This window comes from Paraburkholderia kururiensis JCM 10599 = LMG 19447, assembly GCF_003986935.1.
Taxonomy (GTDB): Bacteria; Pseudomonadota; Gammaproteobacteria; order Burkholderiales; family Burkholderiaceae; genus Paraburkholderia; species Paraburkholderia kururiensis.
Genome location: NZ_RJZE01000020.1, coordinates 67,872 through 82,548, shown reverse-complemented (window position 1 = coordinate 82,548; position 14,677 = coordinate 67,872). Strand labels below are relative to the sequence as shown.

Sequence of the window (14,677 nt, the reverse complement as noted above, 5' to 3'; positions counted from 1 at the left end):
GCGGCGACCCACTGAATCTCTTCCGGTGACCGCATGTCCCTGACCCTCAACGATGTGAAGCGTATTGCGCACCTGGCGCGGCTCGAATTGCCCGACGCCGACGCGGAACACACGCTTGCCCAGCTCAACGAATTCTTCGGCCTCGTCGAGCAGATGCAGGCGGTGGACACCACAGGCATTGCGCCGCTCGCGCACCCGATCGAGCAGATCGAAGACGTTGCGCTGCGTCTGCGCGACGACGCCGTGACCGAGACCGTGCAGCGCGACGAGTACCAGCGCGTGGCCCCGGCGGTGCAGGATGGGCTCTACCTCGTGCCGAAGGTGCTCGAGTAACCGCAAAGGCCGCGGGGCGATACCGCGGCCTTGAGCCGCAGGCACCGCGGCGCATGGGGCGACCTTGTGATCGCGTTCCGCCCGATCCGTCGCTCCGCCTCTTTGGCCTTTTTGCATTCGGGACGCAACCTGCCGGCGGGCAGGCCAGCACCCCACCGGCGGCGCTTCAGCGCGCTGCCGCGCTCTCCAGGAACCACGCAATGCATGAAAAAAGCTTGACCGAACTGCGCGCCGCGCTTGCCGCGAAGGAATGTTCCGCGGTGGAGCTGGCGCAACTGTATCTGAAGCGGATCGAAGCGCAGCAGGGCCTGAACGCCTTCGTGCAGGTCGATCCGGACCTCACGCTCGCGCAAGCGAAAGCCGCCGACGCCCGTCTCGCGGCTGGCGACGCCGGTCCGCTCACGGGTGTGCCGGTTGCCCACAAGGACGTGTTCGTGACGCGCGGCTGGCGCTCCACCGCGGGCTCGAAGATGCTCGCGAACTACGTGAGCCCGTTCGACGCCACGGTCGTGGCGCGGCTGGAACGCGCGGGCATGGTCTGCGTCGGCAAGACCAACATGGACGAGTTCGCGATGGGCTCGTCGAACGAAAACTCCGCGTTCGGTGCCGTGCACAACCCGTGGGACGTGAAGGCCGTGCCGGGCGGTTCGTCGGGCGGCTCGGCAGCGGCGGTGGCCGCGCGTCTCGCGCCGGCTGCCACCGCGACGGACACGGGCGGCTCCATCCGTCAGCCCGCGTCGTTCTCGGGCGTGACGGGTATCAAGCCGACGTATGGCCGCGTGTCGCGCTACGGCATGATCGCCTTCGCTTCGTCGCTGGACCAGGCTGGCCCGATGGCGCGCAGCGCCGCCGATTGCGCCACGCTGCTCAACGCCATGGCCGGCTTCGACGAGCGCGATTCGACGAGCCTCGTGCGCGACGACGAAGACTACACGCGCTACCTCGGCAAGGCGTGGTCTGCCGACGCCGCCGACAATGCCGCTGCGAACAAGCCGCTTGCCGGCCTGCGCATCGGCCTGCCGAAGGAGTACTTCGGCGCGGGTCTTGCCGAAGACGTGCGCGCATCCGTGGACGCCGCGCTGCGCCAGTACGAGGCGCTCGGTGCAACGCTCGTGGAAGTGTCGCTGCCCAAGACCGAGCTTTCGATTCCCGTCTACTACGTGATCGCGCCGGCCGAGGCCTCCTCGAACCTGTCGCGCTTCGACGGCGTGCGCTACGGCCACCGCGCGGCCGAATATCGCGATCTGCTCGACATGTACAAGAAGTCGCGCGCCGAGGGCTTCGGCCCCGAGGTGAAGCGCCGCATCCTCGTGGGCACCTACGTGCTCTCGCACGGCTACTACGACGCCTACTACCTCCAGGCGCAGAAGATCCGCCGCATCATCGCGCAGGACTTCCAGGAAGCGTTCCGCCAGTGCGACGTCATCATGGGGCCGGTGGCGCCTTCGGTGGCGTGGGACATCGGCGCGAAGGGCGACGACCCCGTGCAGATGTACCTCGCGGACATCTACACGCTTTCGGTGAGCCTCGCGGGTCTGCCCGGCATGAGCGTGCCCTGCGGCTTCGGCGCGGGCGCGAACGGTCAGCGTCCGGTGGGCTTGCAGATCATCGGCAACTATTTCAACGAAGCCCGGATGCTGCAGGTCGCGGACGCGTTCCAGCGCGTGACCGACTGGCATCGCAAGGCACCGGGAGGAATCTGACATGCAGTGGGAAGTGGTGATCGGCCTCGAGACGCACGCGCAGCTCTCGACCGCCTCGAAGATTTTCTCCGGCGCATCCACGCAGTTCGGCGCAGCGCCGAACACGCAGGCGTGCCCCGTCGACCTCGCCTTGCCCGGCGTGCTGCCGGTCATGAACCGCGGCGCCGTGGAACGCGCCATCCGCTTCGGTCTCGCCATCGGCGCGACGGTGGCGCCGCGCAGCATTTTCGCGCGCAAGAACTACTTTTACCCGGATCTCCCGAAGGGCTATCAGATCAGCCAGTACGAGATTCCTGTCGTGCAGGGCGGCACCGTCACCATCCAGGTGCCCGCCAACGAGAAGACCGGCGCGGCCGCTTACGAGAAGACCATCAACCTCACGCGCGCTCACCTCGAAGAGGACGCCGGCAAGTCGCTGCACGAGGACTTCGCGGGCATGACCGGCATCGACCTGAACCGCGCCGGCACGCCGCTGCTCGAGATCGTCACCGAGCCGGAAATGCGCAGCGCCGTCGAGGCCGTCGCCTACGCGAAGGCGCTGCACGCGCTCGTGATGTGGCTCGGCATCTGCGACGGCAACATGCAGGAAGGGTCGTTCCGCTGCGACGCGAACGTGTCGGTGCGGCCGGTGGGTCAGAAGGAATTCGGCACGCGCGCGGAGATCAAGAACCTCAACTCGTTCCGCTTCCTCGAAGACGCCATCAACTACGAAGTGCGCCGCCAGATCGAGCTGATCGAAGACGGCGGCACCGTGGTGCAGGAAACACGGCTCTACGACCCGGACCGGCGCGAGACGCGCTCCATGCGCAGCAAGGAAGATGCGCACGACTACCGCTATTTCCCCGACCCCGACCTGATGCCGCTCGTGATCGACGCGGCCTGGGTGGAGCGCGTGAAGGGCGAGATGCCGGAGCTGCCGGCCGGCATGCAGCGGCGCTTCGTCGAGCAGTACGGCGTGACGCCGTACGACGCGGGCGTGCTCACGTCGAGCAAGGCGATGGCTGGGTACTTCGAGGCGGTGGTGGCGAAGGCGGGCGCTGGTCAGGACAAAACGCAGTCAAAGGTCGCGGCCAACTGGCTGATGGGCGAAGTGTCGTCGCAGTTGAACCGCGAAGGGCTCGATGTCGAGCAGAGTCCCGTCTCCGCGGCGCAACTCGCGCTGCTGCTGCAACGCATCGCGGACGGCACGATCTCGAACAAGATCGCCAAGGAAGTGTTCCTCGCCATGTGGGACGAGAAGGCCACGGACGAAGGCGCCGTGGACCGCATCATCGAGGCGAAGGGTCTCAAGCAGATCTCGGACACCGGCGCGCTCGAAGCGATCATCGACGAAGTGCTGGCCGCCAACCAGAAGTCGGTGGACGAGTACCGCGCGGGCAAGGAAAAGGCGTTCAACGCGCTGATCGGCCAGGCGATGAAGGCGACCAAGGGCAAGGCGAATCCGCAGCAGGTCAACGAATTGCTAAAGAAGAAGCTATCCTCGTAAGCCGGCCGGCGGCGGCGCACCTCAACGTGCCGCAATTCGCGTCATCGCGCGCCCACGCGCATGAACCGAACGGGGCGAACCAGCGGGTTTGCCCCGGCAGGCGCGCCGCAATGCGTTTGTCTTGACTGGAGCACTGGATGGCGAAAGCACCCGACCTCGACGATTTCCGCGTGCCGTTCTTCAGCGAAAGCAAGAAGGCGAAGAAGTTCGCGCTCGCAGATTTCGACCCGGCCGTGAAGCCGTTCTCGCGCGGATCGAAAGACGCCGACCGCGAGCGCCTCACCGAAGTCACGATGAAGCTCGACTCGCAGCAAGACCGGCTCTACGCGCAGCGTTACCAGCGCGTGCTGCTCGTGCTGCAAGGCATGGATACGAGCGGCAAAGACGGCACGATCCGCGCCGTGTTCCACGAGGTCGACCCGCTCGGCATTCGCATCGTGCCGTTCAAGGCGCCCACGCCCATCGAATCGGCGCACGACTTCCTCTGGCGCGTGCACGTCCACGCGCCCGCCGCGGGCGAGCTGGCCATCTTCAATCGCAGCCACTACGAAGACGTGCTCGTGCCCTACGTGCTGGGCCAGATCGACGACGTGGAGCGCGAACGGCGCTTTCGCCACATCCGCCAGTTCGAGTCGCTGCTGGCCGAGAGCGGCACCGCGATCATCAAATGCCTGCTGCACATTTCGAAGGAAGAGCAGCGCAAGCGCATCCAGGCGCGCATCGACGACCCCACCAAGCACTGGAAATTCGACGTCTCCGACCTCGCGGCCCGCAAGCTTTGGGACCCGTATCAGACCGCCTATGGCGAGGCGCTCGCGGCCACGTCCACCGAGATCGCGCCGTGGTACGTGATTCCCGCCGACTCGAAGACGCACCGCAACCTCATGGTGGCGGAACTGTTGCTGCGTCTGCTCGAATCGATGAACCTCGAATACCCGGCGGCGAAGGAATCGCTGAAGGGCCTGCAGGTGGAATAGGCACGATCCGCGTGCGCCGGCGCATGAGCGCGGCGCCGCGGCAACCCACTACAAAAAAGGAAAGACATGTTGCGTGTGATCACCGCCAATCTCAACGGCATTCGTTCCGCGGCGAAAAAAGGCTTCTTCGACTGGTTCGGCACCCAGGGCGCCGACGTGCTCTGCGTGCAGGAAATCAAGTGTTCGCAGGACGACATGACGCCCGAATTTCTCGCGCCGCACGACTTCACGGGCTACTTCCAGCACGCGGTGAAAAAGGGCTACAGCGGCGCGGGGCTCTATACGCGGCATGAGCCGGACGAAGTCGTGATCGGTTTCGGCAGCAAGGAGTTCGACCCGGAAGGCCGCTACGTGGAAGCGCGCTTCGGCAAGCTCTCCATCGTGTCCGTGTACGTGCCCTCGGGGTCGAGCGGCGACGAGCGCCAGCAGGCCAAGTACCGCTTCATGGACGAGTTCATGCCGCACCTCGCGGCGCTGCGTGCGGAGCGCGAGGTGATCGTGTGCGGCGACGTGAACATCGTCCACAAGGAAATCGACATCAAGAACTGGAAGAGCAACCAGAAGAATTCGGGCTGCCTGCCCGAAGAACGCGCGTGGCTCACGAAGCTCTTCGACGAAGTGGGTTACGTCGACGTGTTCCGCACGCTCGACCAGCGGCCCGAGCAGTACACGTGGTGGAGCAATCGCGGTCAGGCGTATGCGAAGAACGTGGGGTGGCGCATCGACTATCAGATCGCGACGCCCGGCATTGCCGGCAAGGCGAAGCGCACCTCGATCTTTCGCGACATCAAGTTCAGCGACCACGCACCGCTCACGGTCGACTACGACCACAAGCTGAAGGCGAAGGCTTAACGCCGCTGTTCAGCGGGCGCGCGCGGCGTGGTGCCAGCGTAGTCGGGCAGCGCGTCCACCGTGCTGCCCACCGCTTTCGCGTACAGCGGCAGCATGTCGGTGAGCCGCTTCATGATGTCCTTGCGGCGCGCAGTCGTGTACGGATGCACGTAGATGAACCCCTGCTCGCGGTCAGCGCGCGTCGCGACAGCGAGCTTGTCCCATAGCGTGACGGCGGCGCGCGGATCGTAGCCCGCGCGCGAGGCGATGTCGGCGCCGATCACGTCGGCTTCTGTTTCGTCGGCGCTTTCGTACTTCATTTCGAGCAACTGTGTACCGATGCCGAGCGGCGCCGCGCCGAGATCGGCAAGGCCAAACAGCTGCGGAATGCTGCCCGAGCCGAGTTGCGCGGCTTGCTGTTCGCCGAGGCGCTCGCGCGCATGTTCGCGCAGCGCGTGCGCGATCTCATGGGCCGTGAGCACGCCCAGTTCGTCGTCGTTGAGCCGCACGCGGTCCAGCATGCCGCCGTACACCACGACCTTGCCGCCCGGCAGACAGTACATGCGGACCGCCGGCGACTGGATCACCGCAACGTCCCACTTCCAGCCCTTCACGCGGTCGTTCCACTTCGAGGAGTAGGACGCGAGCCGCTCCACGATGGCGCGCACGCGTTTCACGCGCGCATCGGTGTCCGGGTACAGGCGGTTCTGGTGCTGCGCGCCGTAGACGATCTGCTGAAACTCTGCTGCCGCCTGCGCGTCGAGCATCGACGACGGAATCAGGTTGCGGAACGTGGCCATGTTCGGGCCGTAGCGCACCTCGCCCGAAGGGCTGAAGGGCGTCCCGCCTGGCGTGGAACTGGCGCTCGCGGCCGTTGCGGAAGCGGGGTTCAGCGCCAGCGCGCCGTGTGCCGTCGTGGATGCGGCGGAAGCCGGCGTAGCCGCAGGCGGATGGCCTGCTGTGTTCGATGCGGGCACCGTAGCAGGGGGCATGCTGGTCGCCGCGCTGGTGCCGCCAGTCGCTGTGTCGGTGCCGCTCGTGCCGGGGGTACTGCCCACGCCAGCCGCGCTGCCCGTGCCACCTGCGGACGCATCGGCGGCGCGTGCTGCGGGCAATAGCCCCGTGGCCGCTAGCGCCCCCACAATCAGCAACGCGCTCAGCCGGGACGATGCCGGCGACGACGCGCCGCGTCCGCAGTCCGTTGCCACAGTGGCTCGCGGCTTCACGAGCGCAGCCTCCACGGCGCGATGCGCACGAGCAGCAGCATGCCCGGCAGCGCAAGCGCGGTACACGCAAGGAAGTAATCGAACCAGCCGATTTGCGCGACCACGTAACCGCTCGCGGCCGACGCCAGCGTACGCGGCACCGAGGCGAGACTCGTGAAAAGCGCGAACTGCGTGGCCGTGTAGCGCGGGTCCGTGGTGCTCGCGATATAGGCGGTGAACGCGGCCATCGTGAGGCCCGTTGCGAAGGTTTCCAGACCGAACACGAGCGCGAGCGCGACGGACCGCGGATCGAGCTGCATCTGCGAACTCGCGCCGAACACGGAGAAGAGCTTGCCCGTGAGATGACTCGCGCCCACCGTGAAGTCGTAGAGCGCAGCGAGCACGGGCGAGCCGGGGCCCACCTGGGCGAGCCAGGCGAAGCCGAGCGTGGAGACCATCTGCAACGCGCCGAAGATCCAGAGCCCGCGCCCGATGCCGATCTTCACCAGCCACACGCCGCCGATAATGCCGCCCGCCAGGCTCGCGCCGAACGCCGTGGTCTTCGCGATCACGCCGATCTGCGTGCGAGAGAAGCCGATGTCGAGGAAGAACGACGTCGAGAGCGTGGTCGCCATCGTGTCGCCGAGCTTGTAGAGAAAGATGAACGCGAGCACAAAGAGCGCGCCGCGCCAGCCGTCGCGTTCAACGAACTCGCGAAACGGCAGGACGATGGCGTCGCGCAGGTTCCTGGGCGGCGTGCCGTGCACCGCGGGCTCGCTCACCACGAGCGTCATGATCATGCCGGGCAGCATGAACGCGGCGGTGACGGCGAACACCGTGGTCCACGGCAGATGGTCGGAGAGAATCAGCGCGAGCGAGCCCGGAATCAGCGCCGCAATCTTGTACGCGTTGACGTGCACCGCGTTGCCGAGGCCCTGCTGCGTGTCAGAGAGCAACTCGCGGCGGTAGGCGTCGATCACGATGTCCTGGCTCGCGCCGAAGAACGCGACGAGCGCGGTGAGCGCGGCCACGGTCCAGATCGAATCGCGCGGCGAGACGAAGCCGAGCGCCGCAATGGCGCCCGCCACGAGAATCTGCGTGAGCAGCATCCAGCCGCGCCGACGGCCCGGCCGCCAGCCCGGCAGACGCGGCACGTAGCGGTCCATGAGCGGCGCCCATACGAACTTCCACGTGTAGGGAAACTGGATCAGCGCGAAGAGGCCGATTTCCTTGAGGTTCACGCCTTCGGAACGCAGCCACGCCTGCACGAGGTAGACCAGCGTGAAGAGCGGCAAGCCCGACGTGAAGCCGAGAAACACGCAGATCAGCATGTGCGTGTTCAGATACGCACGCCACCCGGGATGTTCCTCGTGGGCAGTGAGTGCGGGTACCTCGTGCAGCGGATTCGGCATGTGGCAGCGGTGTGGAGCGTGGGTCAGCGGATGGAGCTGGATTCGCGCCGACCGGCCCCCGTCGCGGCGGCCCGGTCAGCTTTTCCTGACGCGATAGACCGCAAGACTACCACGCCAGTTCGCGCCCCAACGCACCGTCTGGCCGCCGTGCAGCACCACGCGGTCGAGAATTTCGATGCCCACTTCCGGCGCGAGCGCCTCGAAGTCCTTGATCGTGAGCACGCGCACGTTCGGCGTGTTGTGCCACTGGTACGGCAGCGATTTCGACACGGGCATGCGGCCGCGCAGCACCGAAAGCCGGTGCGGCCAGTAGCCGAAGTTCGGGAACGACACAATGCACTCTTTGCCCACGCGCACCGTCTCGCGCAGGATCGCGGCGGTCTGGTGGATGGTCTGCAGCGTCTGCGAGAGGATCGCGAAGTCGAAGCTGGCGTCTTCGAAGAGCCGCAGGCCGTCTTCCAGGTTCTGCTGGATCACGTTGATGCCGCTCTTCGTGGAGGCGAGCACGCCGGCGTCGTTGATCTCGATGCCGTAGCCGAACACCTCCAGTTCCTCGGTGAGCAGCGAGAGCAGCGAGCCGTCGCCGCAGCCGAGATCAAGCACCGTCGAGCGCGGTTCCACCCAGCGCGCGATGGCGCGGAAGTCCTCGCGCGTGGCGAGATTGTTGAATGCGGTCTGGTTCATACGCCAACCTCGGCGGCAATGCGTTCGTAATAGGCGCGCATCAGGTTGTGGTAGCGCGCGTCGTCGAGCAGGAAGGCGTCGTGGCCGTGCGGCGCGTCGATTTCGGCGTACGTGACCCGGCGCTTGTGATCGAGCAGCGCCTTCACGATTTCACGCGAGCGCGCGGGCGCGAAGCGCCAGTCGGTCGTGAAGCTCGCGATGAAGTACTTTGCCTTCGTATGGGCGAGCGCAGCGGTGAGATCGCCGTCGTAGGCCTTGGCGGGGTCGAAGTAGTCGAGCGCGCGCGTAATCAGCAGGTAGGTGTTCGCGTCGAAGTATTCGGCGAACTTGTCGCCCTGATAGCGCAGGTACGACTCCACTTCGAATTCCACGTCGAAGCTGAAGTTGTAGGCGTCGTGGGCGCCTTCGGCACGGCGCAGCGCGCGGCCGAATTTGGCGGCCATGTCGTCGTCGGAGAGGTACGTGATGTGGCCGATCATGCGTGCCACGCGCAGGCCGCGCTTGGGCTTCACGCCGTGCGCGTAGTAGTCGCCGCCGTGGAAGTCGGGGTCCGAGAGAATCGCGGAGCGCGCCACCTCGTTGAACGCGATGTTCTGTGCCGAGAGCTTGGGCGTGGACGCGACCACGATGCAATGGCCCACGCGGTCCGGGTACATCGTGCTCCACGCGAGCGCCTGCATGCCGCCGAGGCTTCCACCCATCACGGCCGCGAATTTTTCGATACCGAACGAGTCCGCCACGCGCACCTGCGCGTTGACCCAGTCTTCGACGGTGACGACAGGAAAGCGCGCCCCATACGGCCGGCCCGTGCCCGGGTCGATGCTCATGGGCCCCGTGGAGCCGAAGCACGAACCCAGGTTGTTCACGCCAATCACGAAGAAGCGGTTGGTGTCGAGCGGCTTGCCGGGGCCCACCATGTTGTCCCACCAGCCGACGTTCTTGGGGTCGTCGGCGTAGACGCCGGCGACGTGGTGCGAGGCGTTGAGCGCGTGGCAGACGAGCACGGCGTTGCTGCGCTCGGCATTGAGGGTGCCGTAGGTCTCGACCATGAGGTCGTAGCCGGCCAGCGAGCTACCGTTCTGCAGACGCAGCGGCTCGGCAAAATGCAGTTTTTGTGGAGCGACGATCCCGATGGATTCCATTCATTCCGCCTAGATGACAGGGCGGCTAAATGGTGTCTGCGGTGCGCGGGAAGAAGGAGAGTGCGCGGCTGACGACCTCTTTAGCCGCATTTATAGTGAACCGCTGGGACTGGCCCGGCTGGTTCGCGCGCCCGCAATCGAGTCAGCAAATCGGCGCGTGTTGGTGATGCCTTGGTGAACGCAGAGTATAGCGGAAAATGCGCGGCGGCCGGATGAAGCGCTCCGGTTGAACGCGAGGGTTCGGCGGCGCTTAGGCCTTTTATCCATGGCCGCCCACGGCCGCCCTCGACGCTACTGCAGGATGAGCCGCAATTGGGCGTCGGCCTGTTCGCCGGGCTCGCGCGCAAAGCCGCTCTTGGCGTAGCGGTGCCAGCGGCCGATCACGTAGCTCACGAGTAGACTCGCGCGCACCACCGGGTCGTAATCGGGCGGCAGCGGCACGGCGGCTGCCACAGCGTCGGCGTTGCTGTCAGCCGACGCTGCGGACGTGCTGGCGTCCGTCAGCCCCACCCGCAGGCATTGCTTCACCGATGCCTCGATGCGCTCAGTCATCTGGTTCACGCGCTCGGTGAGCCGTTCGTGCTCGCCCACCAGCGCCTCGCCTGTCAGAACGCGCGTCATGCCGGGATTCTTCGCGGCGAAGTTGAGCAACATGAGCCCGATGGCACGTGCCTGGAGCACGCCGTTCGGCTCTTTCGCGACGATCTGGTTGATGAGTCCGAAGATGGTCTGCTCGATGAACTCGATCAGGCCTTCGAACATCTGGGCCTTGCTCGCGAAATGGCGATACAGCGCCGCTTCCGATACACCGATGCGCGCCGCGAGTGCCGCCGTGGTGATCTTTTCGCTCTTGGGCGCTTCGAGCATGGTGGCGAGCGTTTGCAGAATGTGCACGCGACGCTCGCCGGGTTTCGGACGACTTGCCCGCTGGGGCGCCGACGGGGCGCCTGCTTCCGCGTCGCCGTCTGCGGTTGTCGCTCGTGGCGACGACGGCGCGGCGGAGCGCCCGGCGTCGAACGGATCTTCGTCTACGGCTGCGTCAGGTCTGGCGTTTGGCTGCATGAGTGTCGCCCCTTGAATCGCGCCCGGCCGGCGCCGGTGTGCAACGATTTTAACGAACGAATGCAGCGGTCGACATAATGCGGACGGCCAGTGCCGGGTAGCCGGGCCGGCACGCCGGGCGCGCGCGGCAGGGCGGGCAGGTGTCCCGTGATCCAGACCGTGCGGATGCCAAGGCGCCGGTAGCGCTTCAGGTGGCCGCGCGTGTCTTCGACGAGCGTCGCGTCGCGCAGCGGCACGTGGGCGTCGCGCATGGCTCGCCGCAGCATGGTGGCGTCGGGCTTGGCGCGCCAGCCGTGGCGGTCGCGCATGTGTTCGATGGCAATGACGCGCTCGAAGAGCCGCTCGATGCCGAGTTCCGCAAGCACGGCGCGCGCGTAGGCTTCGGGCGCGTTGGTGAGCACCATCTTGCGCCCCGGCAGCGCGGCGACGAGGCGCGCGATACCGCGCTCCGCGCGCAGCATCGAACGCAGGTCCGGGAACGTGTGAACGACCTTGAGGAAATGGTGCGGATCGACCGGATGGTGGCGCGTGAGGCCCAGCAGCGTGGCGCCGTAACGCTGCGTGTAGCCCGTGCGCAGCTGGTTCGCCTCGTCATGGGTGACTTCGAGCACATCCACGATGTACTGCGTCATCGCCCGGTTGATGGCCGGAAACACCGCATGCGAGGCCGCATGCAGCGTGTTGTCCAGATCGAAGAGCCACACCGGCGCGCCGCGCTGCGCACGAGGCCGCCGGCGTGGCGCGCGCACGAACGTGGACACGCTTTTTCCGTGGCTGCTCAATGCGAGCGGATCATCGTGCCGAAGGGCTGCTCGGTGAGAATTTCGAGCAGCACCGAGTGCTCGATGCGGCCATCGATGATGTGCACCGAATGCACGCCGCTCTTCGCGGCATCCAGCGCGGAGGCGATCTTCGGCAGCATGCCGCCCGAGATCGTGCCGTCTGCGAAAAGGGCGTCGATCTCGCGGGCGGAGAGGTCGGTGAGCAGATTGCCGGCCTTGTCCATGACGCCCGGGATGTTGGTCATCATCACGAGCTTCTCGGCGTTCAGCACCACGGCCAGCTTGCCGGCCACGAGGTCGGCGTTGATGTTGTACGAGAGGCCGTCTTCGCCGAAGCCGATGGGCGAGATCACGGGAATGAACGCGTCGTCCTGGAGCGCCTTCACCACGGCTGGGTTGATGGCTTCCACCTCGCCCACCTGGCCGATATCGACGTACTGACCCGGATTGTCGCGGTCCGGCATCATCAGCTTGCGGGCGTGGATGAGACCGCCGTCCTTGCCCGTGAGGCCCACTGCGTGGCCGCCGAAGTGGTTGATGAGCGTAACGATGTCCTGTTGCACTTCGCCGCCCAGCACCCATTCGACAACTTCCATCGTCTCTTCGTCCGTGACGCGCATGCCCTGGATGAAGGTGCCCTGCTTGCCGATCTTCTTGAGCGCCTGGTCGATCTGCGGGCCGCCGCCGTGCACGATGACCGGATTGATGCCCACCAGCTTCAGCAGGATCACGTCGCGCGCGAAGCCCTGCTTGAGCCGCTCTTCCGTCATGGCGTTGCCGCCGTATTTGATGACCACGGTCTTGCCGTGATACTGGCGAATGTAGGGCAGTGCCTCGGCCAGGATTTCGGCCTTGAGGGTTGGGGGAATCTGCGAGAGGTCGGCAGGTTCGGACATGGCAGCGGGCTCGGCGTGAAACGGTGAAAGAATCGACGGCGGTGGGAGAATCAACCGCGAATTGTACAGGACTGGCGCGCTGCAACAGGCATTTCCAGGCCGGCATTCGGGGACTGCCGAATGGGCAGCGCTGGGGGTAACACGAGGTTTTGCCCGGGTTTTAGTGGCGCGCTTGCGCGGTGCGCAAGAGATGTACTGGCGCCGTGCGGATGCCTGCCCGGCGGCAGCAACAGGAAGGTACAAACAGGTAGGTGCAGTATGCAGCCGGGGATGGTCGCGCGCAGTCGGGCGGCGCGACTCGTGGCATCATTTCCGAACCTTCCGTTTCGACCGCCTTCTTCCACGGGAAATCGCAATGAGCCAGTCCGCATCCACCTCCAGGGAGCCGGCGAGCGTGCGGTGCCCGCGCTGCGGCCGGGCGTTCGACTGCGGCCGCCACACCGACCCGTTCGACTGCTGGTGCCGGGCCATGCCGGCTGTGCAGGCTGACCGGCTTGTCCGAGGCATGCCGTGCCTGTGCCCCGAATGTCTCGCCGACGACCTCGCCAGCGCCGAGGCGAGGCGGCCCCACGATCCGCCCGGCCCCGCGGGCGCGTGAGACACCTCCGCAAGAACGGCCGCTCGCCTGCGCCGACAATGCACAGGTATTGACGTGGACGAAATAACCAGTCCGCGCCGCCGTGCTGCTAGCGGTTAAACTCCCCGGATGCATCGAATCACCATGACCGGCCGCGTCAATCTCGGCCATCTGTTCTGGCTGCGCAGCCTCGCCATCATCGGGCAACTCTGCACGATCGCGGCCGTGCAGGTCTTCTTCGGCGTGCACCTGCCCATTCCGGCCATGCTGCTCGTGATCGGGCTCGAGGTCATTTTCAACGGGCTCACCTGGCTGCGCGTCTCGCAGGAGCGCCCGGAATCCAATCTCGAACTGTTCGGCCAGATCTGGGTAGACCTGGGCGCGCTCTCGGCGCTGCTGTTCCTCTCCGGGGGCACCACGAATCCGTTCGTCTCGCTCTATCTGCCGTCGCTTGCCATTGCCGCTGCCGTGCTGCCCTGGCACCTGATGCTGTGGCTCGCCGCGTTCGCCGTGTCCTGCTACGCGGTGCTCGGGTTCGATTCCGTGCCGCTCAACATGGACAACCCCGCGAACCTGTTCGACTACTACCGCGCGGGCATGTGGGTCAACTTCATGGTGAGCGTGGGGCTGATCGCGTGGTTCGTGGCGCGTATGTCGGGCGCGTTGCGCCAGCGCGACGCGGCGCTGGGCGACGCCCAGCAAAGGCTGTTGCGTGACGAGCGGGCTGTGGCGCTCGGCGTGCAGGCCGCCACCGTCGCACACGAGATCGGCACGCCGCTCTCTACGATCGCCATGCTCACCGAGGAACTGCGCGACGCCGCCCGCACCGATCAAGGCCTTGCGCCCTACGCGGCCGACCTCGAACTGCTCGAAAAGCAGATGACGCTATGCACCTCGGCGCTGGCCCGGTTGCGCAGCCGGGCGTCGTCGGGCGGCAGCCGCCAGGCCGTGAGCGAATGGATGGGCCCGTTTGCGGAGCAGTGGCGGCTGCGCCATCCGCACGTGAAATTCGAGTTGATGGGCGAGCCGCCCGCCAGCCTCGCCGTGGACGACACGGTGGCCGTCGGCCAGATTCTGACCATCCTGCTCGATAACGCCGCGCGCGTGAGCCGCGATCACGTGACGCTGACCGCGCGCCCTGCCGGGCACGAAGATCTGGTCGAATTCGAGGTTTGCGACGCGGGCCCAGGCATCCCGCCGTCGTTGCGGGCGTCGCTCGGCACGGTGCCGGTGGATAGCACGCAGGGCGGTCACGGCGTGGGCCTGTATCTCGCGTTTTCGGCGGCGGCTCGGCTGGGCGGCTCGATCGAGCTGGCCGATGTCGCTCCCGCGGCTGCCTCGACTTCGTCGGCGGCGGCTGCTGCCGCGAGCGGCCGGGCGCCACGCGGTACGCGGGCGCTGTTGCGACTGCCCGCCACACACATCGTGGTTCCTACCCCGACCGGCGCGGACGCGGCCGGCGGCGTCGCCGGTTCTGCGGCGACATGATCCAGGTCATTTCATCGCGGCATGAAAGGCGCAGGATCAGGAACTGACCAGGCGCGGTGGCTGGTAAAGGACAAACGGCAAGGGCACCCGGCAAAGAGC

At 66.5% G+C, this 14,677-nt stretch carries 14 protein-coding genes; 7 read left to right on the top strand and 7 right to left on the bottom strand.

The genetic code is table 11. The features are described from left to right. Nucleotides 1–33: 33 nt before the first annotated feature. The 5 genes from gatC (at nt 34) to PKKP23_RS23240 (ending at nt 5,351) form a co-directional block, all read left to right on the top strand. A complete protein-coding gene (gene gatC / locus PKKP23_RS23260; protein ID WP_017772380.1) occupies nt 34–333 on the top strand; it encodes an Asp-tRNA(Asn)/Glu-tRNA(Gln) amidotransferase subunit GatC in 300 nt (99 codons plus the stop codon). A 200-nt stretch (nt 334–533) separates the two neighbouring features. Further along, a complete protein-coding gene (gatA, locus tag PKKP23_RS23255; protein ID WP_126878591.1) occupies nt 534–2,036 on the top strand; it encodes an Asp-tRNA(Asn)/Glu-tRNA(Gln) amidotransferase subunit GatA in 1,503 nt (500 codons plus the stop codon). 1 nt (nt 2,037) lies between these two features. After that, nucleotides 2,038–3,522: an Asp-tRNA(Asn)/Glu-tRNA(Gln) amidotransferase subunit GatB gene (gatB, locus tag PKKP23_RS23250; RefSeq protein ID WP_126878590.1), complete on the top strand. Its 1,485-nt coding sequence runs from the start codon at nt 2,038–2,040 to the stop codon at nt 3,520–3,522. A gap of 137 nt (nt 3,523–3,659) precedes the next feature. After that, nucleotides 3,660–4,499 (top strand): PPK2 family polyphosphate kinase, encoded by an 840-nt coding sequence (locus PKKP23_RS23245; protein WP_017772383.1) that lies wholly within the window; start codon nt 3,660–3,662, stop codon nt 4,497–4,499. Nucleotides 4,500–4,565: 66 nt separating this feature from the next. Next, nucleotides 4,566–5,351: an exodeoxyribonuclease III gene (locus tag PKKP23_RS23240; protein WP_017772384.1), complete on the top strand. Its 786-nt coding sequence runs from the start codon at nt 4,566–4,568 to the stop codon at nt 5,349–5,351. On the opposite strand, the gene PKKP23_RS23235 is transcribed toward PKKP23_RS23240, so the two are convergent. From PKKP23_RS23235 to argB, 7 genes are all read right to left on the bottom strand, one after another. Continuing rightward, the gene (locus tag PKKP23_RS23235) at nt 5,348–6,556 is read right to left on the bottom strand and encodes a M48 family metallopeptidase (RefSeq protein ID WP_240659108.1); all 1,209 of its coding nucleotides are present in this window, start codon (nt 6,554–6,556) and stop codon (nt 5,348–5,350) included. The two genes, PKKP23_RS23240 and PKKP23_RS23235, sit on opposite strands and share 4 nt — an antisense overlap. Further along, the gene (locus tag PKKP23_RS23230) at nt 6,553–7,947 is read right to left on the bottom strand and encodes an AmpG family muropeptide MFS transporter (RefSeq protein ID WP_126878588.1); all 1,395 of its coding nucleotides are present in this window, start codon (nt 7,945–7,947) and stop codon (nt 6,553–6,555) included. The genes PKKP23_RS23235 and PKKP23_RS23230 overlap by 4 nt, the downstream gene beginning before the upstream one ends. Nucleotides 7,948–8,022: 75 nt before the next feature. Next, on the bottom strand, nt 8,023–8,631 hold the full coding sequence (gene metW, locus PKKP23_RS23225; RefSeq protein WP_126878587.1) for a methionine biosynthesis protein MetW: 609 nt from the start codon (nt 8,629–8,631) through the stop codon (nt 8,023–8,025). Next, on the bottom strand, nt 8,628–9,773 hold the full coding sequence (gene metX, locus PKKP23_RS23220; RefSeq protein ID WP_017772388.1) for a homoserine O-succinyltransferase MetX: 1,146 nt from the start codon (nt 9,771–9,773) through the stop codon (nt 8,628–8,630). The genes metW and metX overlap by 4 nt, the downstream gene beginning before the upstream one ends. A gap of 291 nt (nt 9,774–10,064) precedes the next feature. Next, complete coding sequence (gene slmA / locus PKKP23_RS23210) at nt 10,065–10,640, bottom strand: nucleoid occlusion factor SlmA (protein ID WP_240659114.1); 576 nt, start codon at nt 10,638–10,640, stop codon at nt 10,065–10,067. A gap of 161 nt (nt 10,641–10,801) precedes the next feature. Then, a complete protein-coding gene (locus PKKP23_RS23205; protein WP_411829011.1) occupies nt 10,802–11,584 on the bottom strand; it encodes a pyrimidine 5'-nucleotidase in 783 nt (260 codons plus the stop codon). 29 nt (nt 11,585–11,613) lie between these two features. Beyond that, nucleotides 11,614–12,513, bottom strand: coding sequence for an acetylglutamate kinase (gene argB, locus PKKP23_RS23200; RefSeq protein WP_017772391.1), 900 nt, complete (start codon nt 12,511–12,513; stop codon nt 11,614–11,616). Between the two features lie 355 nt (nt 12,514–12,868). On the opposite strand from argB, the gene PKKP23_RS23195 reads away from it, so the two are divergent. After that, the gene (locus PKKP23_RS23195) at nt 12,869–13,111 is read left to right on the top strand and encodes a cysteine-rich CWC family protein (protein WP_017772392.1); all 243 of its coding nucleotides are present in this window, start codon (nt 12,869–12,871) and stop codon (nt 13,109–13,111) included. A gap of 108 nt (nt 13,112–13,219) precedes the next feature. After that, nucleotides 13,220–14,578: an ATP-binding protein gene (locus PKKP23_RS23190; RefSeq protein ID WP_240659107.1), complete on the top strand. Its 1,359-nt coding sequence runs from the start codon at nt 13,220–13,222 to the stop codon at nt 14,576–14,578. Nucleotides 14,579–14,677: the final 99 nt, after the last annotated feature.